Genomic DNA, 22008 nt, shown 5'->3' on the forward strand with positions numbered 1-22008 from the left:
CGTACGCGTGTGGGCCTCCGCTGCTCCGCTGCCGAGCGCGAGATCACAGGCTCACGAATCGCTTTCGGGAATGTCGTGCCGGGTAGGTGCCGGCCCGGTGCTGGCCCGCGGAGTCAGATGGGGCGCCACATCCTCGAAATGCTCGGTTCGCTCTCCAGCGATCACTGCCATGAGGGTGCGCGCGGCGTTCATGCCGTAAGCCGGAATGTCCCGGCTCAGTGCGGTGAGCGCCGGCCGGACCACCTGGGAGAGCGGCGAGTCGTCCCAGGCCACGATGGACAGCTCGCCCGGAACGTTCATGTCGAGCTCCTGCGCGACGGACAGGCCGGCCACTGCCATGATGTCGTTGTCGAAGACGATGGCGGTGGGTCGGCGCGGTGAGGTGATGAGCCGGCGGGTGGCGCGTGCGCCCTGCTCCCCGGAGTAGTCGGTGTGCTCGATCGTCCACTCCTCGACCCTGGCCGCCTGGCAGACGGCAGCGAAGGCGTGGTCACGTATCGCGGTGTGGGCCAGCTTGGGCAGGCCGGCGACCCGTGCGACGTGGCGATGTCCTAGGGCGGCCAGGTACTGCACGGTTTCTCGGATGGCGGCGCTGTCGTCGGACCACACCGCGGGGAGGGAGCCCGACACGGACGGGTGGCCGATGGTGACGGCAGGCATGTGCAGCGATTGGACCACGGGGATGCGCGGGTCCTCGGCATAGAGGTCCACCAGGATCGCTCCGTCGATGCGGCCCTCGCCCCACCAGCGGCGGTACAACTCGATCTCCTCGGTGTGGTCCCTGGCAACCTGCAACATCAGGGCGTAGGAGTGCATCGACAACGCATCCTCGATGCCGCTGATGAGCTCCATGAAGAAGGGCTCCATGCCGAGGGTGCGCGCGGGCCGGCGAAGGGCCAGGCCGATCGTGCGGGCCTTGGCCCCGTTCAGGGCGCGGGCCGCGCTGTTGGGCCGCCAGCCGATCTCGGTGGCGATGGCCAGGATGCGCGCACGGGTGGCCTCCGACACACCCGGCTGGCCGTTCAGGGCGTAGGAGACCGCCACCTTCGACACTCCGGCGCGCTGCGCGATGTCCGCGATGGTTGGACGCTTCACCGAGGCTCCTTAATTAGTTAAGTAAACTAAGCTGAATTTAGCACGTCGTAATCCCTGGGAAATCCGGCGTTGACAAGGTTGCCATGCCACTCCTACATTAGGCGCAACTTACACGGTTAAGTTAGCACCCCCCACACTCTCAGGAGGACACCGTGAAGAGGCGCCGCACGGCCACGGTGACTGTCGTCGCGCTCGGCCTGCTGGCCGGTGCCTGTGCGACCAGCACTGCACCCAAGCAGGGGCAGGCCCCGGCGGAGGGCCCGGCCAACCTGACGTTCTGGATGACCGGGTCGGAGGACGAGGCCTTGGCCGTCCAGAAGGCCGCGGATCTCTACACCCGGACCCATCCCGACGTGAAGATCAAGGTCTCGGCGCTGAGTTGGGACGACGGCCACGCCAAGGTCCTGGCCGCGGCCACCAGCAAGACCGGCCCGGACATCGTCTCCGGTGGCCTGTCGTGGGGCATCGAGTTCGGAGCCCTCGGCGGCATGATCGATCTGCGCGACCACGGGCTGCCGGAGGCGATCAAGGCCAAGACTCAGCAGGGCGTCTGGGAGTCGATCACCTCGCGCGACGGCGCCGTGTACGGCACGCCGCTTGACATGACGGTGTACCTCACCTACTACCGCACGGATCTGCTGGAGAAGTCCGGCCTCAAGCCGCCGAAGACGTGGGAAGAACTGACCGCGGCCCTGGACAAGCTCAAGGCCGACGGCGTCAAGGTGCCCTACTCGATGGACTGGGGCAACATCGACTGGCTGCAGTACTTCAACTTCCTGCGTCAGGCCGGCGGCACTCTCTACACACCGGACTGCAAGCCCGCGCTCAACAACGACGCCGGCGTCACCGCGCTGACCTATTGGGCCGACCTCTACAAGAAGCACAAGGCGCCCACCCAGACGGCGGAGACCCCGGCGGCACTGGCCAACGGTGTGGCCATGGTGTCCGGTGGAAGCTGGCAGATCAAGGCCATCGACACCGCCCAGCCGAAGATCAAGGACAAGTGGGCCACCGCCCCGCTGCCCGTCGGCCCGGCCGGCGCCGGCGCCTTCATCGGCGGCCGTATCGCCGGCGTCATGTCCTACAGCAAGCACGCCGCCCAGGCCGCCGAATTCCTGAAGTCCCTCTACACTCCGGAGGCGGTCAAGGTGATCACCGACACCGCCGCCACCAGGGGTGTGCTGTGGATCTCGCCGCTCACCGACAACATCGCCAACCTCCCCGTGACGCCGGACCAGGTGGAGGCCATCAAGGCCGCCTTCGCCTCCGGGTACGGCCCGCCGAACTGCCCGGGCTGGGAGACCAGCCAGGCCGAGGTGACCAAGAAGCTGCAGGAGGTCATCTACGGCAAGGCCGAGCCCAAGGCCGCCCTGGACGCCGCCGCGAAGATCATGGAGCAGAACGCCGGCTGATCCGCCCCCGGCCGGTCGTCACCTGGCCCGACCGGCCCGTCCTCACCATCGAAAGGCGATCCGATGGCCACCAAGAGGGGCACTCTCACCTCCGTCGTGATGCTCCTGCCGTTCCTGGCGCTCTTCGCGGGCTTCCTGATCTGGCCGCTGATCAATTCGCTGTACTTGAGCCTCACCAAGTTCAACGGCGTCAGGCCGCCGGAGTTCGTCGGCCTGGCCAACTTCGCGCGCCTGCTGGAGGACGAGCGCTTCCTGCGGGCACTGTCCAACACGCTGGTCTACGTCCTGGCGGCGGTGGTGCTCACCACGACGTTCGCGCTCCTGCTCGCGCTGGCCTTCCGCGGCCAGGGCTGGGGCGACCGAATCATGCGCACCGTCTTCTTCCTGCCTTCCGTGACCTCGACGATCGCGCTGTTCCTGATGTGGCGCTGGATCTTCGCCGCGGAGGACTACGGCCTGGCCAACACGGTGTCCGGCTGGTTCGGCGGCGAACCGGTGGCCTGGCTGGCCACGCCGTCTCTGACGATCCCGATCATGGTGTTGATGGCCGCCTGGTCCGGCATGGGCTACGCGATGGTCATCTTCGTCGCCGGGATCAACACCATCCCGGAGGAGTACTACGAGGCCGCGCGGATCGACGGCGCCACGACCTGGCAGCAGTTCACCGGCATCACCCTGCCGCTGCTGCGCCCGGTCACCACCTACGTCGTGATCACCACGATGATCGCGGCCTTCCAGGTGTTCGAAGCGGTCTACATCGTGTTCCGTTCAGTCAGCAACGTCGGGGGCGTCATGGATTCCGGCCTCATGATCGTCCCCTACCTCTACGACATGGGCTTCACCAAGTTCCAGCTCGGCTACGCCTCGGCGATCGCCTGGACGCTCTTTCTGATCATCTTCGCCATCAGCCTGGTGCAACTGCGCCTCGGCCGGACCACGAAGGAGCTGGGATGACGGCCGTGCACCGGGCGGCCAAGCCTCGCACGCGCATCCGCTGGGCCAAGGCGCCGCTCTACCTGCTGGCGTTCACGATGATCGTGCCGTTCTACTGGATGGTGATCACCGCGTTCAAGCCGGTCTTCGAGATCACCCGCAACCCGCCCTCGTTCGTGCCGCAGAACCCGACGACCGTCGGCTTCAGCGACCCGGACTGGAATCCGGCGGCCGACAACCCCGGCCACGTGGCCGGGCTGTTCCAGCGTTTCACCGAGGTGGACCTCGGCTTCTGGCGCTTCGCGATCAACAGCGTGCTCATCGCCACCGTGATCACCGTGCTGGCGCTGCTGGCCGCCTCGCTGGCCGCCTACGTGATCACCAAGCACCGCGTCCCCGGCCGCCGGGTGATCTTCCTGATGATACTCGGCTCGATGATGATCCCCTGGCAGGCCACGCTCGTCCCCAACTACCTGGTCGTGCGCAACCTCGGCTGGATCGACAGCTATCTCGGCTACGTCGTCCCGGCCATCCCCAAGGCGTTCGTCGTCTTCTTCCTCGTGCAGTACCTCCAGTCGATCCCGAACGACCTCATCGAGGCCGCCAGGATCGACGGCGCGGGGGAGTGGCGCATCTGGTGGCAGGTGGTCATGCCGCTGCTGCGGCCGGCGCTCGCCGCAATGTCGATCTTCGTGATGCTCAACGAGTGGAACAACTTCCTCTGGCCGTTGATCATCGTCGAGAGCGATCAGATGGCCAACCTGCCCGTGGCCCTGGCCAGGCTGAACTCCGCCTTCACCGGCGCCCAGCACATGGGCGTGATCATGACGGCCTCGCTGCTGGCCTCGCTGCCGACCGTCGTGTTCTTCCTGTTGTTCCAGAAGCACTTCACCCGTGGCATCGCGATGTCCGGCCTCAAGGGCTGACACCCGTCTCTAGGAGAAACCACGTTGAGCACTCACCGTCCGCTGCACGACGGCTGGACCCTCTCGGCCGTCTCGGAGGACGTCCGGATCACCGGCGTGCCTGCCGCCGTACCCGGCTGCGTGCACACCGACCTGCTGGCCGCGGGCTTGATCGAGGACCCTTACCTCGACGACAACGAGGATCGGCTGGGGTGGATCGGCCGCACGGACTGGCTTTACCGGACCGAGTTCACCTGGGCCGGCGACGGGCACGAGCACACCGACCTGGTCTGCGCGGGGCTTGACACCGTGGCCACGATCACGCTCAACGGCGTCGAGGTGGGCGGTACGGCCAACCAGCACCGCTCCTACCGCTTCCCGGTGCGGCACCTGCTGGTCGAGGGGGTCAACACGCTCCAGGTGCGGTTCGCATCGCCGTACGGCTACGCCGAGGCGAGACGGGCCGAGCTGGGCGAGCGGCCGGGGGCCTATGCCGAGCCGTACCAGTTCATCAGGAAGATGGCCTGCAACTTCGGCTGGGACTGGGGGCCCACGCTGGTCACCTCGGGCATCTGGCAGCCGATCGGGCTGGAGAGCTGGAGCGGGGCGCGGCTGGCGCAGGTCCGGCCGCTGGTGCACGGCGACGGCCGGGTCGAGGTGCACGTCGTCGTGGCGGGCGCGGGCACGGTCTGCGCCGAGGTGGCCGGGGTCAGGGTCTCCGCCGAGGTCGCGGGGGAGGGCATGCTGCGGCTCCAGGTGCCTGAGCCGCGGCTGTGGTGGCCCCGCGGGTACGGCGAGCCGCACCGCTACGACCTGACCGTGCGCCTGGGCGAGCAGGTCGTGCACAAGCGGATCGGCTTTCGCGACGTGCGCCTCGACCAGACCGGCGGCGCGTTCGCCCTCCAGGTCAACGGCACGCCGGTCGCGGTGCGCGGCGTCAACTGGATCCCCGACGACTGCTTCCCCTCCAGGCTGACGCGCGACCGGCTGGCCACCCGGCTGACCCAGGCCGTCGAGGCCAACGTCAACCTGGTGCGGGTCTGGGGCGGCGGCCGCTACGAGAGCGACGACTTCTACGATCTGACCGACGAGCTCGGCCTGCTGGTGTGGCAGGACTTCCCGTTCGCCTGCGCGGCCTACCCGGAGGAGGAGCCGTTCGCGAGCGAGGTCGAGGCCGAGGCGCGCGAGCAGGTGGCGCGGCTCAGCGCCCGGCCGAGCCTGGTGCTGTGGTGCGGCAACAACGAGAACATCGAAGGCCATGAGGACTGGGGCTGGCGGGAGAAGCTGGGCGAGCTGTCGTGGGGCGCCGGGTTCTACTTCGACCTGCTGCCCAAGGTGGTCGCCGAGCTCGACCCGACCCGCCCGTACTGGCCGGGCAGTCCCTACTCGGGCGCTCCGGACCTGCCGCCGAACGACCCGGCGCGCGGCACGATCCACATCTGGGACGTCTGGAACCGCGAGGACTACACCCGCTACGCCACCTACCGGCCGCGCTTCGTCGCCGAGTTCGGCTTCCAGGGGCCGCCCACGTACGCGACGTTGCGCGAGGGGAGCACGCAGGAGCCGCCGGCCGGGCACCAGAAGGCGATCGACGGCGAGCAGAAGTTGCTGCGCGGCCTGGGCGAGCACCTGCCCCAGCCGCGCGACTTCGACGACTGGCACTACCTCACCCAGGTCAACCAGGCGCGCGCGGTCGCCTTCGGCATCGAGCACTTCCGCGCGCAACTGCCCGTCTGCATGGGCACGATCGTTTGGCAGCTCAACGACTGCTGGCCGGTCGTGTCGTGGGCGGCGGTGGACGGCGGCGGGCGGCGCAAGCCGCTGTGGTACGCGTTGCGCCGCGTATACGCCGACCGGTTGCTCACCGTGCGTGAGGGCGAAGTCGTCGTGGTCAACGACTCGGCCGAGGTCTGGTCCGGCGAGCTGGAGCAACACCGGCTGACCTTCGACGGCCGGACGCTGGCCAAGGGCAGTGTCGCTGTCGAGGTGCCGGCGCGGTCCACGGCCATGGTCCCGCTGCTCGGCGGCCCGGACGCCGACCTGGTGGCGATCACCCTGGGTGAGCGGCGTCGGCTGCACTTCTTCGCCGAGGACCCCCGGGCCGGCCTGCCGGTCGCCGCCTACGAGACGCGCGTGACGGCGGAGCCGGACGGGGTGGCGGTCACCGTCACCGCCCGGACCCTGCTGCGGGAACTGGCGCTCTTCCCCGACCGGCTCGACCCGGCGGCCACCGTGGACGAGCAGCTCGTCACGCTCCTGCCCGGCGAGTCGATCACCTTCCGCGTGGCCACCGAACGCGAGCTGGACCCGGCCGCCCTGGTCGGCCACCCGGTCCTGCGCTGCGTCAACGAGGCGAGACCGTGACCGTGCCGGCACTGGATCTCGGCGGCACCAAGTTCGCTGCGGCGGCCGTCTCGGCCGATGGCGAGCTGCCGGCCCGCGCTGAGCTGCTGCTCGAACCCGCCGTGCCGGCCGAGCGGACGCTGCTGGTCATGATCGAGGCGATCACCCGGGTCGTGCCCGCCGAGTGCCTCGAAGCGGTCGGCGTGGGCGGCGGCATCGTCCTGGACGGCCTGCCGTACACCGGGCCGACCGGCAACGCCGGGCACATCGGGCACATCGGCCACCTCGCCGCAGACCCCGGGGGACCGCCCTGCCCGTGTGGCGCGACCGGCTGCGTCGAGATCCACGCCGGCGGTCCCAACATGGCAGCCTGGGCCCGCGACCAGGGCTGGGACGGGCTTGACGCCAAGCACCTGACGGCGGACGTGGTGGCTGGGAATGTCATCGCCACCCGGGCCTTCGAGCGCGCGACGAGGGCGCTCGCCAACGGCATCCTCCGCTCAGCCGTCCTGCTCGACCTCGACCACGTCGTCATCGGCGGGGGGCGTGGCCGCCGCAGGGCCGACTCTGTTCGGCCCGCTCAGGGGGGCGGTGGAGGAGTACGCGGATTCGGCTTCCTCCGCCGCCTGCGGGTGGGAGCCCACGCGCCTGGGCCGCGACGCCGGACTGCTCGGGGCCGCCGCTCTCGTCCTGAACCCGCCAAGGAGCACACCATGAAGCCCGCCGCGCTGACGGCGCGGCCGGGAACTGGCAGACCGACGCCGGGACCGTCGCGCCCGCGCGTGAACACGCCACCGACGGCGCCCGCAGCCTGCCTGGAGGTCATGGGAAGTTTGACACTGTCGTCCGCGCCGGCCTCGCCGTGCGGTCATTTCTGCCGACGAATCAGGCTCGCTGTGATCCGCGCTGGTGAAGAGGCTGAACTCAATGGTGGATATCCTGGAATTATCTTGTCGTGAAGGGATCTGTGCAGGTAGAAGCAGTAGCTGTCTTTCTGGGGGAAGCCTCCTTCTCGTGGGTGCATGGGGTCTGGGTCGAGGGCGACGTGTTTCGGGTCGAGCTTAATTTGGATCGGTCCATGATGGCCACACAAATATCGCGTTGAATTAGCCTGACCTCTTGAAACTTAACTGGTTAAGAATTTCACTGGAGGTATGAACGCCCACCCCCCTGTAGCACGCGGCCCCATCATGTGGGCCGTGGTCATCGCTCTGGTCGTCGCGGGAGCCGGACTCCTCGCGATTCGGCCCTCCGCGGCCGCCACCGCTCCGCCCGGGTTCGCCTACCGCTGCGGTGTGCACTTCTGTCTGGACGGCAAGACCTTCTTCTTCGCCGGCGCCAACACCTACGACCTCTTCACGTACGGCAGCGCCTCGGGCGACACCGAGACGCAGTACATGGACAAGGCCCGCATCGACGCCCATTTCGCCCGCCTCCAGGCGGACAAGGTGACCGTGCTGCGTACCTGGCTGTTCAACCACGAGAGCTGGCACGGCTTCGAAACCGAGAAAGGCGTCTACAACGAGCAGCAGTTCGCCCTGTTCGACTACGTCATCGAGTCGGCCAAGCGGCACGGCGTCAAGCTGCTGCCCGTCTTCGAGAACTACTGGGAGGCCTACGGCGGCATCGACACCCGGCTCCGGTGGGAGGGCCTGTCCGGCGGGCACCCCGGCCGCGCGGCCTTCTTCGACAAGACGCGCTGCGCCGGCTGCTTCACCTCCTACAAGAACTACGTCAGCTACGTGCTCAACCGGACCAACCACTACAGCGGCGTTAAGTACAAGGACGAGCCGGCCATCGTCGCCTGGGAGCTGATGAACGAGCCGCGCTACCAGGACGTCAGCCCCGACGAGAACAAGTCCGGCCACACTCTGCGCAAGTGGGTCGACGAGATGGGCGCCTTCATCAAGGGCATCGACGCCAACCACCTGCTCGGCACCGGCCTGGAGGCACACGAGACGCGGTTCGGCTTTGGCGGCGACGAGGGCAACCCCTTCGTCTACATCCACCAGTCGCCCTACATCGACTTCACCTCGGCGCACCCCTACCCGACCGAGCAGTGGGCCGATCTGAGCATCGAGGAGACCCAGGCGCTGGTACGCACCTGGATCCGCGAGTCGCACGACGGCATCGGCAAGCCGTTCTACCTGGGTGAGTTCAACGTGCACAACGTGGACCGCACGCTGTGGTGGAATGCGATCTTCCAGACCTTCGAGGCGGAGGGCGGTGACGGGACGGGATTCTGGTGGTATCAGGACCGGCAGATCGACGGCAAGTTCGGCGTCGCCCAGGGCGCTCCCGAACTGGCCGCCTTCCGCGCCCACTCCGACCGCCAGGTCGCCAGGAACGGCCCCGGCCCTTCGCCGACGGTCACCCCGACCGGGAGCCCGTCCCCGACGGTCACCCCGACGTCGAGCCCCACTCCCACGGTGACTCCCACGCCCTCCGCCTGCACGGTCTCGTACGGGCTGTCCGACTGGGGATCGAACTTCAACGCCGAGGTGACGATCCGCAACAACGGCGCCGTTTCGATCAGCGGCTGGACGTTGCGGTTCGCCTTCCCGGCCGCGCAGACGATCAACAGCGTCTGGAACGCCAAGGCCACACAGTCGGGCCGGCAGGTCACCGTGACCAACGAGTCCTGGACCTCGAACATCGCGGCCGGCGGCACGGTGAGCTTCGGCCTCAACGGTTCCTCGGTCCAGGGCACCAACGGCGTCCCCGAGACCTTCACCCTCAACGCCATCCCCTGTGCGGTGGCGAGGTAGACGTCGGAGATGCTGCCGCTTCCCTGGGTTCTTCACCGTCAACGCGAAGATCCCAGGGAAAGCAGCGTATGACGGGGTGGGTCGCCCAACGGCAGCATGCCATCATGACGACGGAGCTCCTGGCAACCTGCGCATAATCTGATCGGCGACCATTGGTGCCGCCTCCGCTGCGACAGTTCGGCGACCTGTCTCGGAGTGAGTGCGGAGGAGTCGGCGGGGCTGTGAAGAGTGCCGGTCAAGCTGCCAGTCAACGAGTGGTTGCATCTTGGGGAAGGAAGCGATCATCGAGTAGGTGGACCACGGTGATCTCATCGAGTCGCCTGGAGGCGAGCGCGACGCTGACGGGCGGGCGTGACCGCGTCATGCCTCAGGCCGAGCGCCACGCCAGCGACAGCCGGGCCGCGACATCGAACCCCGGCCCATCGGCAGGCTCGACGACGACGTGATCGAGAAGCAGGCCACGGCCGGCACCCGCACGCGCGCCGCCACGCGTACCAGGCCGCAACCGCACCCACCGCAGGTCACCAGCCCGGCGAGGCTCAGGTCGGCGCGCCAGCCGTACTCAGCTGTCGTCTCGTCGCGGCCGGGAGCGCGGCGATCATCTCGGTGGCCGGCTCGCCCGAGTGACAACCGAACAGCGGGGCGTCCAGTTCAGCGCGTCCATGCTCGAAGCGGCAGATGACGCGCATGGTGTCGAACTGCTCCGTAAGGCTCCGGGCGATGCGTCGCGCCGGAAGGGGCACGGGCCGCAGGGAGCCTGACGGTGCTTGAGCGGGTCCACTTTCGCCGGATCCGAGGCGAGGCGCTCAGGAGCGGGAGGGCCGGCGGCCGTCACCCGTGGACGGGGCCGCCACGGCCGGGGTGTCGAACCCGGCCACCAGGCCGCCGGCGGTCACCAGGCCCGCGGTCAGGACGACCGCCGTCTGCGGCCGACATGGTTGTTGTTAGGCACGTCGAACTCCGTTCGAGAGGTTGGCGCGAATTCTCCGGTAAGCGCTTTCCGCCCTTTTGCTGCGAGTCAAGCACATGCTTCGGCGGCGGGAGAAGGCGCGAGACCTCGAAGGCTGCAAACGCACGCAGCGATCTCGCAGAAGGGCATGCAGGTGTGACATGGCGCATGGACATGAGGCGCAGGTCACGGACGTTTCCCGGGCTTCAGCCCCTTGCGCGGATGCCGGATTTGTCCGATGTAACTTTCACGGCTGCGGGCTCGCGTGCGGTCGCCTCTTTACAGGCATGGCGGCGCGTGCTTAACTCTGCCCAACTCTCCGGAAAGCGCTTGCCCACCTTTTAACCGCTGCGAGCACCAGAAGGAGAGATGACGATGAGACGAGCGACCGCATGGCGGCTCAACACGGCGCTGGCCACAGCGGCCGTCGTGGGCCTGGGCCTGATCGGCGTGGCGCTACCGGCATTCCAGGCGTCGGCCGCCGCGGGCGGCGCCACCGGCTTCGCGACCGGCAACGGCGGCACCACCGGCGGCGCCGGAGGGTCCACGGTACGCGCCACCACGGGCACCGCGATCCACCAGGCCCTGTGCAGCAGGGCCAGCAGCTCCACCCCGATCGTCATCCAGGTCGAGGGCACCATCAACCACGGCAACACGACCAAGGTGTCGGGCCCGAGCTGCAACACCAACAGCGGCCTGATCGAGCTCAAGCAGATCAGCAACGTCACGATCGTCGGGGTCGGCAGCGGCGCCGTCTTCGACCAGCTCGGCATCCACATCCGCGAATCCAGCAACATCATCGTCCAGAACGTGACCGTCAGGAACGTCAAGAAGGCGGGCTCCCCCACCTCCAACGGCGGCGACGCCATCTCCATGGAGAGCGACGTGCGCAACGTCTGGGTCGACCACGTCACCCTGGAGGCCTCGGGCGGCGAGGACGAGGGCTTCGACGGCCTGTTCGACATGAAGGACAACACCCAGTACGTCACCCTGTCGTACAGCGTCCTGCGCAACTCCGGGCGCGGCGGGCTGATCGGGTCGAGTGAGAGCGACCTGTCGAACAGCTACATCACCTTCCATCACAACCTGTACGAGAACATCGACTCCCGTGCGCCGCTGCTGCGCGGCGGCATCGCGCACATGTTCGACAACCACTACGCGAGCCTCAACAAGTCCGGCATCAACTCCCGGGCCGGGGCGCGCGCCAAGGTGGAGAACAACTACTTCGAGGACTCCAAGGACGTCCTCGGCACCTTCTACACCGACGAGCTGGGCTACTGGCAGGTCGCCGGCAATGTCTTCGACAACGTGACCTGGTCCGCGCCCGGCGCCGAGAACCACCCGGCAGGCCCCGACCCGCGCTCCACCATCACCGTCTCCATCCCCTACTCCTACAGCCTCGACCCGGCGAACTGCGTGCCGGACGTCGTCCGCCGGACCGCGGGCGCGGGCAAGGGCCTGCAGGTGTCGGACGGCAGCTGCACGCCGACGACCCCGACGGCCACTCCCACCGGCCCCACCGCGACGCCGACGAGCACGCCGACGAGCACGCCGACGACCGGCCCCACCCCCGGCGGGACCAACCTCAGCATCGGCGCCGGCTCCGACGGCTCCAGCAAGGCCGACGGCACCAGCTACGCCAACGTCCGCGACGGCGACCTGAGCACGTTCTGGTCGCCGAACGGCACGACCGGCGACATCTCGATCAAGTGGAGCTCCGCCAGGACGGTGTCCGCGATCGTCATCCGCGAGGCGTCCGGCTCGTCGGGGACCATCGGGTCCTGGCAGGTCCTCAACGGCGGCACCGGCGCGGTGCTGAAATCCGGCACCGGGGCGGGCGCGATCACGTTCTCCCCGGTCTCGCTGAGCAAGATCACCTTCAGGATCGCCAGCGCGACCGGCGCCCCGAAGGTCGCCGAGTTCGAGACGTACGCCGCCTGACCCCCTCCGCCCGTGGGCCCCTGCGCTCACGGGCGCTGCGTGCGATCATGAGGCGTGACGATGGAAGACCCTCTCCGTCTGCTGCGCCGCCTGCGGCTCGGCAGGGAGGAGTACTGCCAGCGCCTCATGACCATGCTGATCCTCGACGGCCCCTATCCGGCGTGGAACAGCCGGAACAGGCCGTCGTCCCGTGGCGTCCGGTTCCTGCGGTCACTCGACGTGTTGTCGTTCGGCGGGGGCGGCGATCGGCACGGGCCGCCGCTGTTCGTGGACGAGTTCGAGTTACCCCCGCGCCACCATGACGAGCAGGGCGGGGCGCCCGACTACGCGGTGCTGTGGAGCGAGCGGCTCTGGATGATCGAGCTGAAGACGGAGCGTTCGAGCCACCGGCGGGACCAGCTCTCCGGTTACCGCACACTCGCCGCCCACCACCACCCGGACCTCGCGGTGGACCTCACGTACCTGGCGCCGGCGCCCCTCGCGCTCACCGCGCCGCCCGCCTCGGACGGCACGCGGTTCGCGCACGTCACCTGGCCCCAGGTCCTCCCGCTGCTCCAGGAGACGTGGGGCGGCGCGGACGACGAGGCACGGCACGTGCTCGCCGCCCTGCTGGCGGCGCTGGAGAGCCGTGGACCACCCGGCGGCCGACCTCGACGAGCTCCACCGGCTGCGCCTGACCCTGCGGCGGGCCATCTGCGACGGTCCGGCCCCGCTCAGGCACGTACGTCCCTGGTTGTGGCGCGCGGCGACCAGCGGCGGTGTCGCCCTCACGGACGCCGGTCGCGAAACGGGCTTCGAACTGCGCCTCTCCCGCTACCGCGACCCGGGATGCTGACTCCCGGATCACACAGGTGCACGCCCCTGTGTCAGGAGCACGATCTGCACATTCGGCCCCGAGGGTTCTGCACACGGCCGTGCGAGCATCCCGCGCATGGCCAGATACGTGATGATCGTCGTGTTGGCGCTGCTGGTGGCGGGTTGCGGCACGGCGGCCAAGACCGCTCCCGAGGTCGCCGGGTACGTCGGGGCGTACCTGCGGGAGCACCCGGACGTCGAGCGGGTGGCGACGAAGGGCGTCCGGACCGCCACGGTGATCGTCAAAGGTCAGGACCGGGACATCCGCGCCGGCCTCGGCGAGGGGCTGGGCGGGCGGCTCGTCCGTACGGGCGACGCCGCGTACATGCGGATGGCGGGAGAGGAGCCCGCGCCCGGCAAGCCCTGGGAGAAGATCACCGCGGAGCACGAGCCGTACAACCTGTTCGTCCTCGGCATGGTGACGGGCGAGGCCATGAAGCTGGTCGACAGCCACCGGGTGCACGGGATGCTCGCCGCCCGGGGGCAGGTGAGCGGCCCGGTCTCCGAGGGCGGGCTCGGCCGCTACACGGTCGCGGTGGACGTGCGGGCGGCACTCGACGGGCTGGACCTCGCCGCGTTCCTGGACGTGTACGACCCGCTGCCGGCCATGCAGGACATCGAGGACGAGTACGAGCGGGTACGGGCCGGCGATCCGGCGGCGCAGGCGCGGCTGCGCGGCAGGCTGATCGAGGAGTTCGGGGAGCGGGCGACGTACGAGCTGTGGATCGACGGCGAGGGGCGGCCGGTGCGGGAGCGGCTCACCGCCGTGACGCCTGTGGAGGTCGTGTTCTCCCATTGGGACGCCACGGCGGTGAGCGCTCCACCGGCCGATCAGGTCATGGTCAGGTGAGGTGGATGTAGTCGAGTTCGGCGTACCCGGTGCCGCCGGTGAAGTACGGGGAGCCCTTGGCCAGGCGGATCACGTTGTAGCCGGCCTTGAGAGTGACCGTGGTGCTGACGGTGGCGCCGAACTGGCCCCAGCCGGCGGTCGGCGGGTAGCTGACCGTGGTCCAGGGGCCGCCGTTGTAGGCGAGGCCCTGGGTGGCGGTGGCGCCGGTGCCGTTGGCGTAGCCGATCGTCATCGTGTACGCCCGCGCCGCCGGCACGTTGACGACGAAGTCGACGTAGCTGTCGGTGCGGGGCGTGCCGGAGTTGTCGATGCGGCCCACGTAGCCGCCGGCGGACGCGCTGGGGGCGGTCAGCCTCTGGGCGCGGAACACCGAGGCGTTCTCGGCCTCGTAGCGCTGCTGGTAGGCGGGCACGCCGGAGGCGGGTTCGACGACGAGCTGGTACGCGCTGCCGGCGACCATGCCGGGCACCGAGACGCTGAGCTGGCCGCCGCTGACCGTGCGGGTCGTGGTGGACAGCGGGGTGGGGGCGGCGACGGCGGTGAAGCGGCCGCTCGCGGGGGTGGACAGGAGCGTGACGCGGACGCTGGAGCCGAGCGCGCCGAGGCCGGTCAGGTTGACGGTGTTGGTGCCGGCCTCGTTGCCGAGGACCACGTTGACGATCTTGCGGGTGGGGTCGTAGGCCGCGAAGCCGTCCAGGCCGGTGGTCGTGGTGGAGGTGGTGGTGACCATGTTCCCGGCCATGTCGCCGTACCACTTGTACAGCCACCAGGTGCCGGTCGGCTGGGTGTTGTTCACGACCAGGCCGTTCATGGTGCCGTACTCGTACCAGAAGGCGCGGTGGGCGGACTCGACGCCGCCGCGTTCGAGCTTGGCGACGTAGCTGGCGATCGACCCCGGTACGTCCACCTCGCCGGTGGTGGCGTACTCGTTGACGGAGATGCGGCGCGGGCTGATGCCGAGCGAGGACTCCAGGTTGCGGTAGTCGGCGATGTCGGCGGCGATCCTGGAAGGGCCGCTCAGCTCGTGCCAGCAGATGATGTCGGGCAGCGTCCCGGTGTCCCTGGCGTGGGTCAGGAACGACTGCATCCAGGAGCGGCTGTAGACGGCGGTGCTCGGGCCGACGATCGGCGTCTGTGCGTCGAGGGACCGGACCGCCCGGTACGTTCGGGTCCATCCGTCGTTGAAGGAGCCCGCGGCGGCGGTGTTCCAGGTCCAGTCAGGCTCGTTCCAGAGCTCCCAGCCGATCACGTTGGTGACTGTCGTGGCCGACAGGCGGGCGTTGACCATGGTGGTGACCTTGGCCAGCCAGTCGTCCCAGCTCACCCACCTGTAGGGGAAGTCGGGGTAGATGTCGGGCATGCGGATGAACTCGCCCGCTCCGGCGCGCGTGGCCTGCGGGGCGACCAGGAGCGCGTCGCCGCCGGGCGGCTGGCCGTTCGGCTTCTGGCCGACGCCGGGGGCGGGCTGGGTCAGCGAGTTCACCCTGAGCGGTAACAGGGTGGAGTCGGCCGGGCGGGAGTTCTCGGCGAGCCCGTACAGGCCGCCGGCGGCGACGTGGGTGACCGGCCGGAACGGGCGGCCGACGTCGACGGTGAGCGTCGCGCCGGCCGCGGCGGCCGGGGGTGAGACGGCCGCCAGGGTCGCGGCGGCCACCGCGACGGCGAGGGCGACAGCCCTGGTTCTGTGCATCGTTCTGCCTCCTTGTGCTGGTGATGCGAGAGGTGGGCAGGACCGGCCCCCGATGCCGTTCGGCCCTTGCCGTGCCCGGCGTCCCGGGGCGGGACGCCGGCCGAGTCATGAGGACGCGGGCAGCCAGACGCGCATGCCGGACGGGCCGCGCCGCGCCCACGAGTGGTACGGCCGCAGCGGCACGTCGAACCCCTCGCCGCCCGAGCCGTCCGGGCCGGTATCGGCGTCGGAGATGAGCCACGCGGCGTGCGGGCGGGTGGCGGTGTAGGGCCAGCCGGCGTCGGGCCTCGCCGGGGAGCGGCCGGTGACGCGGCCGCCGCGCGGGTCGGGCAGCGGGCCGCCGCGCGTGTCGATCACCAGGGCGTCGAGCAGGGCGGGGTCGGGGAGGTCGTGGGACTCGACGCACAGCACCTCGGGACCGCGCTCGACCGCGACGCACCCGCGTACGGCGTCGACCCGCGGGTCGGGCCAGGTGAACCGGGGACGCATGGGCAGGTCGAGCGTGACGACGTCCCCGGCGCGGAACGCCCGCCGCACGCTCGCCGTGCCCGGGGCGGCCGGGCGGGCGCGGCCGTCGTCGGTGAGCGTGGCGCCCTCGGCCCAGGCGGGGACGCGCAGCGACAGCGTCCAGGGCGCGGCGGCGTCCTCGGTGATACGGACGCGGATCGTGCCGTCGGCCGGGTACCGGGTCTCGACCTCGGCGGCCACCCGCCTGCCGTCCGGCAGGTCCGCGGCGATGACGCAGGGGGCGTACTGGTGGATCTGGAGTCCGTCGTCGTCGGTCGTGGTGAGGTAGCCGTCCAGGGCGGCGAGGGTCCGCGCGACGTTCGTCGGGCAGCAGGAGACGTCGAACCAGGCGGCGCGCGCGCCCGACTCGGCGCGCGGGCTGACCTCGCCGTCGTCGGCGGGGCGGCCGGGGGTGCGCTGGTGGAGGGGGTTGGCGTAGAAGAACGCCCGGCCGTCGTCGGCCGGGGACGCGGCGACGACGTTGTAGAGCGTGCGCTCGATCAGGTCCGTGTACCGCACGTCGCCGGTGGCAAGGTGCAGCCGCCAGGACACCATGATCGAGGCGACCCCGGCGCAGGTCTCGCAGTAGGCCCGGTCCGGCGGCAGCTCCCAGTCCTCGCCGAAGCCCTCGTCCTGGTGGCGCGAGCCCATACCGCCGGTGATGTACGTGCGGCGCGCGACCGAGCGGTCCCACTGCCGCCGCACCGCGTCCAGCAGCTCGTCGTCGCCGTGCTCGACCGCGACGTCCACGGCCGCGGCGCTGAGGTAGAGCACCCGTACGGCGTGGCCGCGCCACACGTCGGCCTTCCGGATCGGGACGTCGTCCTGGAAGTAGGCGCGGCCGAGCGGGATGTCGCCGAGCCTGCCGTGACCGCGCCGGTCGAGGAACAGGCGGGCCTGCTCGACGTAGCGTTCCTCGCCGAGCGCGCGGCCGAACTCGGCGAGGCCGACCTCGATCTCCGGGTGACCGCACAGGCCGTCCCTGCCGCCGGGGCCGAACGCGCGGCAGACGTGGTCGGCGGCGCGGCGGGCCAGGCGTACGAGCTCGTCCTCGCCGCGCGTGCGCAGGCGGGCGACGGCGGCCTGGAGCAGGTGGCCGGTGTTGTAGAGCTCGTGGCCGTGTTCGAGGTCGCTGTAGCGCGGCGGCTGGTCGCCGTGGCCGAAGCAGGTGTTGAGGTAGCCGTCCGGGTCCTGGGCGCGGCCGATGCGCGCGGTGAGCCGCTTGAGCGCGCTCTCGGCCCCCTCGTCGCCCGTGCGGAAGCTCTCCCAGGCCAGGGCCTCCATGAGCTTGTAGACCTCGGAGTCGGAGAACGGCCAGCCGGGCCGGTCGGGGGCGGTCGTGCCGTCGGCGACGCGGTCGAAGTTTGCCAGCCAGCCGAGGCGTTCCATCCAGGTCTCGCAGTGGGCCAGGGTCGCCGCGGCGTTCACGGCCTGGCGTCCGCCCCAGAACCCGCCCGTGACGGAGACCTGCGCGAGCCCGAGGGGGCGTACCGGCCCCCGGGACGGGAGCACGGGCACGGGGTGGGCGGCCGTCGGGCCAGGTGTCATGTCGTGTGCCTTTCGCAAGATGACGCTCAGTCCTTCACCGCGCCCGCGGTGACCCCGGCGGCGATGTAGCGCTGCGCGAGGACCAGGAGGAACGCGGCGGGGACGGACGCGATCACGGCGGTCGCCATGATCGAGTTCCATTGGGTGGTGTTGTTGCCGATGTAGCGGAAGATGCCGAGCGTGATCGGGATCGTGTCGCTGTTGCGGTTGAGGGTGGAGGCGAAGATGAAGTCCGACCACGCCCACAGGAACGAGAAGAGCGACACGGTGATCACGGAGTTCCTGCTGAGCGGCAGGATGATGGAGCGGAACGTGCGCCAGGTGCCGGCCCCGTCGATCTCGGCCGCCGACATGAGCTCCTTGGGGATGCCCGCCATGAACGCGCGGAACAGCAGCACCGCGAACGGCACGGCCAGCGTCGAGTCCGCGACGACCAGCCCCGCGACGGTGTTGAGCAGGCCGAGCCTGATGTAGATCGCGTAGAAGCCCATGGCCATCACGACCGCGGGGATCATCTGGGCGACCAGCAGCAGGAAGTCGATGGCGCGGGCGCCGAGCGGGCGCAGCTTGGCCAGCGCGTACCCGGCGGGCAACGCCACGACCAGGGTGAGCGCGACGGTTGCGAGGCCGATGAACAGGCTGGTCGCGAGCGCGGGCAGCTGCTGGCCGAACGCAGCGGCGTACCCCTCGAACGTCGGGTCCCAGGGGAACCAGTGGGGCGGGTCGGCGCGCATGTCGCCGGTCCTGGTGAGCGAGACGTTGACCATCCAGTAGACCGGGAAGAGCATCACGCCCGCCAGGACGACGCCGACGACGGTCTTCCACGCTCTCATGCGGTCACCTTCCGCAGGCGCACGTGCAGCAGCCCGGCGGCGAACGCGATGAGGATGAGCAGGTTGCCGACCGCCGCCGCAGGGGAGAAGTCGGGCTGCCCGGTGCCGAACGCCTCCCGGTAGGACCAGATGGCGAGCGTCGTGGAGGCGTCGGCCGGCCCGCCCCTCGTCATGATCCAGATGATGTCGACGACCTTCAGCGTGTAGATCAGGCCGAGCAGCAGCGTGATCGCCGACACCGGCCGCAGCAGCGGGAACGTGATGCGGCGGAAGCGCTGCCAGGCGTTGGCGCCGTCCAGGCCGGCGGCCTCGTACAGCTCGGGCGGGATGTTCTGCAGGCCGGCGTACAGGATGACCAGGTTGAACGGGACGCCCAGCCAGATGTTGGCGACCGTGACCGCGAGCAGCGCGGTGTCGGGCGAGGTCAGCCAGTTGATCTGGCCGATCCCGAACGCGCCGAGGAAGGCGTTGACGATGCCGTTGTCGCTGTTCAGCATCCACGACCAGGTGGAGGCCGACACGATCAGCGGCAGCAGCCACGGCACGAGGAACATCGCCCGCAGCACCGCGCTCAGCCGGAAGCTCCGGTGGAAGAAGACCGCGAGCGCGAGGCCGATCGCGTACTGGAAGGCGATGGACACCAGCGTGAACAGCGCGGTGGAGCCGAGGGCCGTCAGGAAGGCGTCGTCGGAGACGATGTCCAGGTAGTTCTTGAGCCCGGTGAACTCCGCGTCGCCCCGTACGAACGCGCGCGGCGTGTAGTCGTGCACGCTGAGCTCGACGTTGCGGTAGAGCGGGTAGGCGTAGAAGAGGGCCAGGTAGACGAGCAGGGGCGTAAGGAAGGCGAGGGCCGTCCAGCGCCGGGCCGGGCTCGGGCGGGAGCGCCGGCGCCCGGCGGCGGAGCGGGCCGCCACCGGGCGGCGGGCCGTGACGACCGCGCCGTTACGAGGTGAGCTCATGAGCGGTCCGGTTCAGCCGCGGACGGCCTGCTCGGCCTTGGCCTGCGCTTCCTTCAGCGCGTCGGCGGGCGAGGCGGAGCCGCTCAGCGCCTTCTGCACCCCGGTCCACATGGCCTCGGAGATCTTCGGGTACGCGGTGCCGAGGTTGTCGCTGGTGCGTCCCTTGGCCGACCGGACGGCCTCGACCCACGGCTTCAGGGCCGGCTCCTTGGCCAGGATCGCCTGCTGGCCCTCGGCTGTGGAGGGGATGTAGTACGCGAAGGTCGTACCCGTTTCGACCAGGCCCTCGGGGGTGGTCATGCATTCGAGGATCTTCTTGGTGGCCGCGTACCGCTTGGTGTCCTTCTGGACGGGGACCGTGATGAACTCGCCGCCGGTCGGTGTCGGGGCGGCGCCGCCGTCCTTGGCCGGGATCTGCACGACGCCCGTCGGGAAGCCCGCCTTCGCGGCGCTGTTCACCTGCCAGGTGCCGTTCTCGGCGAAGCCGAACTCGCCGGTCAGGAACTCCTCCCAGGTGGTGTTCTGGGAGTTGCTGAGCACCGAGTTGGGCGCGATGCCGTCCTTGACCCAGGAGTTCCACAGCTCCAGCGCCTGCACGGCCTGCGCCGAGTCGAGCCGGGTGAGCTGCCCGCCCGCGCCCCAGAACCAGGGCAGGAACTGGAACGATCCCTCCTCGGTGCCGATGGCGGCGAACGTGATCGGCTTCTTGCCTGCGGCCTTGACCTTCTTCAGTGCCGCGTTCAGCGAGGCCCAGTCCTTGATCGAGGCGGGGTCGACCCCAGCCTTGTCCAGGATGTCCTTGTTGTAGTAGAGCGCGAGGGTGTTGGCGCCGATGGGGACGCCGTACGTCTTGCCGTCGAGCTCGCCAGCGGCGATGAGGTTCTTGTCGAACCGGTTCACATGGAGGCCGAAGTCGGCCATCGTGGTCAGGATGCCGGCGTCGGCGAGGGTCGAGACGGCGGGGTTGTCCAGCAGGATGACGTCGGGCGCGTTGCCCTCCTGCCCGGCCAGCAGGGCCTGGTTGGTCAGAGCGGTGGTGTCGTAGGCGGTGCGCTTGACGATGACGCCGGCCTCTTTGGCGCAGGCGTCCACGCGCTTAGCCCAGGCGGAGGCGGCGTCGTGCTGGGGGTAGGGGTCCCACCAGGTGTACGCGCCGCCGGCGGCGGTCGTGCCGCCGCCGGGCGGCGTGGAGGCGCAGGCGGCGAGGGCGGACAGGGTCAGAACGGCGGTTCCGAGGACCACCGCCCGCGTGGGAAGCGATGAACGGGTCATTCCGAGATCTCCATTGTTAGCGCTCACATCGAGCGGCGTCGAACGGGTGCTGGGCTGGGGCGCGGCCTCAGGGAGCGGCCGGGCGCGGGGGTGCGGTGCTCGCGAGCGAGACCAGTTCGGGCGAGATGAAGCGCACGACGAACGGCTCGCGCCGGGCCGCGGAGGACTCCACCCGGCGGACGAGCTGGCGCACCGCCATCGAGCCGAGGCGGTCGGGCGCGCTCTCGATGAAGGAGTAGGGCAGGGAGAAGGTCGCGGCGAACTCGGCGGAGTAGCGCCCGATGACGGACAGGTCCTCCGGCACCCGCAGGCCGCGCTGGTGGGTGACCGACGGCAGCGCCGCTGCCACCGCCTCGTTGTTGATCAGCAGGCCGGTCGCCGCCGGGTGGGCGTCGAGCAGGTTGTTGAGCAGCCGTCCGACAGCCGGCTGCCGGGACTCGCCATAGACGGCGTGCAGGGTGACGCCGAGCAGGCGGGCCCGTTCGAGCGCTGCGTCGCGCAGCCGCCAAACGTACGCGCCTCCGCGCTCGACCACGTGCTCCGGCTGCGATACCAGGATGAGCTCGCGGTGGCCGAGCCGGTGGAGGTGGTCCACCATGACCCGGCCTGCCTCCTCGAAGTCGAGGTCGAACACGTCGAGGCCGGAGCAGTCGCCGGGCAGGCCGACGAGCGCACCCGGCTGGGGGGCGGCCCGCAGGATGGGCAGGCGCGCGTCCTCCTGCGCGATGTTCATCAGGACGACGCCGTCGACCATGCGCGAGTCGGTGATCCTGCGCAGCGCCCGCGCACCGTCGGCCTCGGTGACGAGGAGGGTGTCGTAGCCCTGGTCGCGGGCGGTGTCGGTGACGCCCAGGATGTACTGCATCATGGCCGGCGCGAACTCGTCCTCGTGGAACTGCGCGAGCAGGCCGAGCACCTTGGTCTGGGAGGTGGCCAGGGCGCGGGCGCCGGCGTTCGGTGTGTAGGCGAGAGCCTCGGCCGCCGCGAGGACGCGCTGCCGGACCTCGTCGGAGATGGGCCGCTTGCCGGACAGGGCGTAGGACGCCGTGCTGCGGCTCACCCCGGCCTCCCGGGCCACGTCGCCGATCGTCGCCATGCTGCGTCCTCTCGCCTTTGCCGAACCGGCTCCGGTCTCGCGGGCCGGCCAC

General features: G+C 70.0%; 16 protein-coding genes. 9 read left to right on the top strand and 7 right to left on the bottom strand.

Translation table 11 applies throughout. The annotated features are described in order from the left end of the window. Positions 1 to 51: 51 nt before the first annotated feature. Positions 52 to 1095 (bottom strand): LacI family DNA-binding transcriptional regulator, encoded by a 1044-nt coding sequence (locus tag AB0J76_RS11875; RefSeq protein ID WP_352321242.1) that lies wholly within the window; start codon positions 1093 to 1095, stop codon positions 52 to 54. A gap of 152 nt (positions 1096 to 1247) precedes the next feature. Here AB0J76_RS11875 and AB0J76_RS11880 point away from each other — a divergent pair, with 152 nt between their 5' ends. The 9 genes from AB0J76_RS11880 to AB0J76_RS11920 all read left to right on the top strand — a co-directional run bounded on the left by AB0J76_RS11880 (position 1248) and on the right by AB0J76_RS11920 (position 14051). Beyond that, complete coding sequence (locus AB0J76_RS11880) at positions 1248 to 2507, top strand: extracellular solute-binding protein (protein WP_352321240.1); 1260 nt, start codon at positions 1248 to 1250, stop codon at positions 2505 to 2507. Positions 2508 to 2570: 63 nt separating this feature from the next. After that, positions 2571 to 3461 (top strand): sugar ABC transporter permease, encoded by an 891-nt coding sequence (locus AB0J76_RS11885; protein WP_352321239.1) that lies wholly within the window; start codon positions 2571 to 2573, stop codon positions 3459 to 3461. Next, a complete protein-coding gene (locus tag AB0J76_RS11890) occupies positions 3458 to 4366 on the top strand; it encodes a carbohydrate ABC transporter permease (RefSeq protein WP_352321238.1) in 909 nt (302 codons plus the stop codon). The genes AB0J76_RS11885 and AB0J76_RS11890 overlap by 4 nt, the downstream gene beginning before the upstream one ends. A 24-nt stretch (positions 4367 to 4390) precedes the next feature. Next, positions 4391 to 6709 (top strand): glycoside hydrolase family 2 protein, encoded by a 2319-nt coding sequence (locus AB0J76_RS11895; RefSeq protein WP_352321237.1) that lies wholly within the window; start codon positions 4391 to 4393, stop codon positions 6707 to 6709. Then, a complete protein-coding gene (locus AB0J76_RS11900) occupies positions 6706 to 7647 on the top strand; it encodes an ROK family protein (protein WP_352321235.1) in 942 nt (313 codons plus the stop codon). The genes AB0J76_RS11895 and AB0J76_RS11900 overlap by 4 nt, the downstream gene beginning before the upstream one ends. A 240-nt stretch (positions 7648 to 7887) precedes the next feature. Continuing rightward, on the top strand, positions 7888 to 9456 hold the full coding sequence (locus tag AB0J76_RS11905) for a cellulose binding domain-containing protein (protein ID WP_352321233.1): 1569 nt from the start codon (positions 7888 to 7890) through the stop codon (positions 9454 to 9456). A gap of 1324 nt (positions 9457 to 10780) precedes the next feature. Then, positions 10781 to 12346, top strand: coding sequence for a pectate lyase (locus tag AB0J76_RS11910; protein WP_352321231.1), 1566 nt, complete (start codon positions 10781 to 10783; stop codon positions 12344 to 12346). A gap of 628 nt (positions 12347 to 12974) precedes the next feature. After that, positions 12975 to 13181 carry a hypothetical protein gene (locus tag AB0J76_RS11915; RefSeq protein WP_352321229.1) on the top strand — a complete coding sequence of 69 codons (207 nt, stop codon included), beginning with the start codon at positions 12975 to 12977 and terminating at the stop codon, positions 13179 to 13181. A 96-nt stretch (positions 13182 to 13277) separates the two neighbouring features. Continuing rightward, positions 13278 to 14051 carry a hypothetical protein gene (locus AB0J76_RS11920; protein ID WP_352321228.1) on the top strand — a complete coding sequence of 258 codons (774 nt, stop codon included), beginning with the start codon at positions 13278 to 13280 and terminating at the stop codon, positions 14049 to 14051. Here AB0J76_RS11920 and AB0J76_RS11925 read toward each other — a convergent pair. The 6 genes from AB0J76_RS11925 to AB0J76_RS11950 form a co-directional block, all read right to left on the bottom strand. Further along, on the bottom strand, positions 14044 to 15741 hold the full coding sequence (locus AB0J76_RS11925; RefSeq protein ID WP_352321226.1) for a CBM35 domain-containing protein: 1698 nt from the start codon (positions 15739 to 15741) through the stop codon (positions 14044 to 14046). The genes AB0J76_RS11920 and AB0J76_RS11925 overlap by 8 nt on opposite strands. A gap of 105 nt (positions 15742 to 15846) precedes the next feature. Beyond that, positions 15847 to 17796, bottom strand: a complete 1950-nt coding sequence (locus AB0J76_RS11930; RefSeq protein ID WP_352321224.1) for a beta-L-arabinofuranosidase domain-containing protein — start codon at positions 17794 to 17796, stop codon at positions 15847 to 15849. A 26-nt stretch (positions 17797 to 17822) separates the two neighbouring features. Continuing rightward, positions 17823 to 18629, bottom strand: coding sequence for a carbohydrate ABC transporter permease (locus AB0J76_RS11935; RefSeq protein WP_352321223.1), 807 nt, complete (start codon positions 18627 to 18629; stop codon positions 17823 to 17825). Next, positions 18626 to 19588, bottom strand: a complete 963-nt coding sequence (locus AB0J76_RS11940; RefSeq protein ID WP_352321221.1) for a sugar ABC transporter permease — start codon at positions 19586 to 19588, stop codon at positions 18626 to 18628. The genes AB0J76_RS11935 and AB0J76_RS11940 overlap by 4 nt, the downstream gene beginning before the upstream one ends. A gap of 12 nt (positions 19589 to 19600) precedes the next feature. Then, positions 19601 to 20860 carry an extracellular solute-binding protein gene (locus tag AB0J76_RS11945; RefSeq protein ID WP_352321219.1) on the bottom strand — a complete coding sequence of 420 codons (1260 nt, stop codon included), beginning with the start codon at positions 20858 to 20860 and terminating at the stop codon, positions 19601 to 19603. A gap of 67 nt (positions 20861 to 20927) precedes the next feature. Then, positions 20928 to 21956 (bottom strand): LacI family DNA-binding transcriptional regulator, encoded by a 1029-nt coding sequence (locus AB0J76_RS11950; RefSeq protein WP_352321218.1) that lies wholly within the window; start codon positions 21954 to 21956, stop codon positions 20928 to 20930. Positions 21957 to 22008 lie beyond the last annotated feature (52 nt).

The organism is Nonomuraea sp. NPDC049624 (assembly GCF_040675255.1).
Lineage (GTDB): Bacteria > Actinomycetota > Actinomycetes > Streptosporangiales > Streptosporangiaceae > Nonomuraea.

Excerpts from the sequence above, each read along its gene's own strand:
- AB0J76_RS11890 (WP_352321238.1), top strand. The coding sequence starts at position 3,458 with ATGACGGCCGTGCACCGGGCGGCCAAGCCTCGCACGCGCATCCGCTGG.
- AB0J76_RS11885 (WP_352321239.1), top strand. The coding sequence starts at position 2,571 with ATGGCCACCAAGAGGGGCACTCTCACCTCCGTCGTGATGCTCCTGCCG.
- AB0J76_RS11950 (WP_352321218.1), bottom strand. The coding sequence starts at position 21,956 with ATGGCGACGATCGGCGACGTGGCCCGGGAGGCCGGGGTGAGCCGCAGC.
- AB0J76_RS11910 (WP_352321231.1), top strand. The coding sequence starts at position 10,781 with ATGAGACGAGCGACCGCATGGCGGCTCAACACGGCGCTGGCCACAGCG.
- AB0J76_RS11925 (WP_352321226.1), bottom strand. The coding sequence starts at position 15,741 with ATGCACAGAACCAGGGCTGTCGCCCTCGCCGTCGCGGTGGCCGCCGCG.
- AB0J76_RS11935 (WP_352321223.1), bottom strand. The coding sequence starts at position 18,629 with ATGAGAGCGTGGAAGACCGTCGTCGGCGTCGTCCTGGCGGGCGTGATG.
- AB0J76_RS11945 (WP_352321219.1), bottom strand. The coding sequence starts at position 20,860 with ATGACCCGTTCATCGCTTCCCACGCGGGCGGTGGTCCTCGGAACCGCC.
- AB0J76_RS11930 (WP_352321224.1), bottom strand. The coding sequence starts at position 17,796 with ATGACACCTGGCCCGACGGCCGCCCACCCCGTGCCCGTGCTCCCGTCC.
- AB0J76_RS11920 (WP_352321228.1), top strand. The coding sequence starts at position 13,278 with ATGGCCAGATACGTGATGATCGTCGTGTTGGCGCTGCTGGTGGCGGGT.
- AB0J76_RS11940 (WP_352321221.1), bottom strand. The coding sequence starts at position 19,588 with ATGAGCTCACCTCGTAACGGCGCGGTCGTCACGGCCCGCCGCCCGGTG.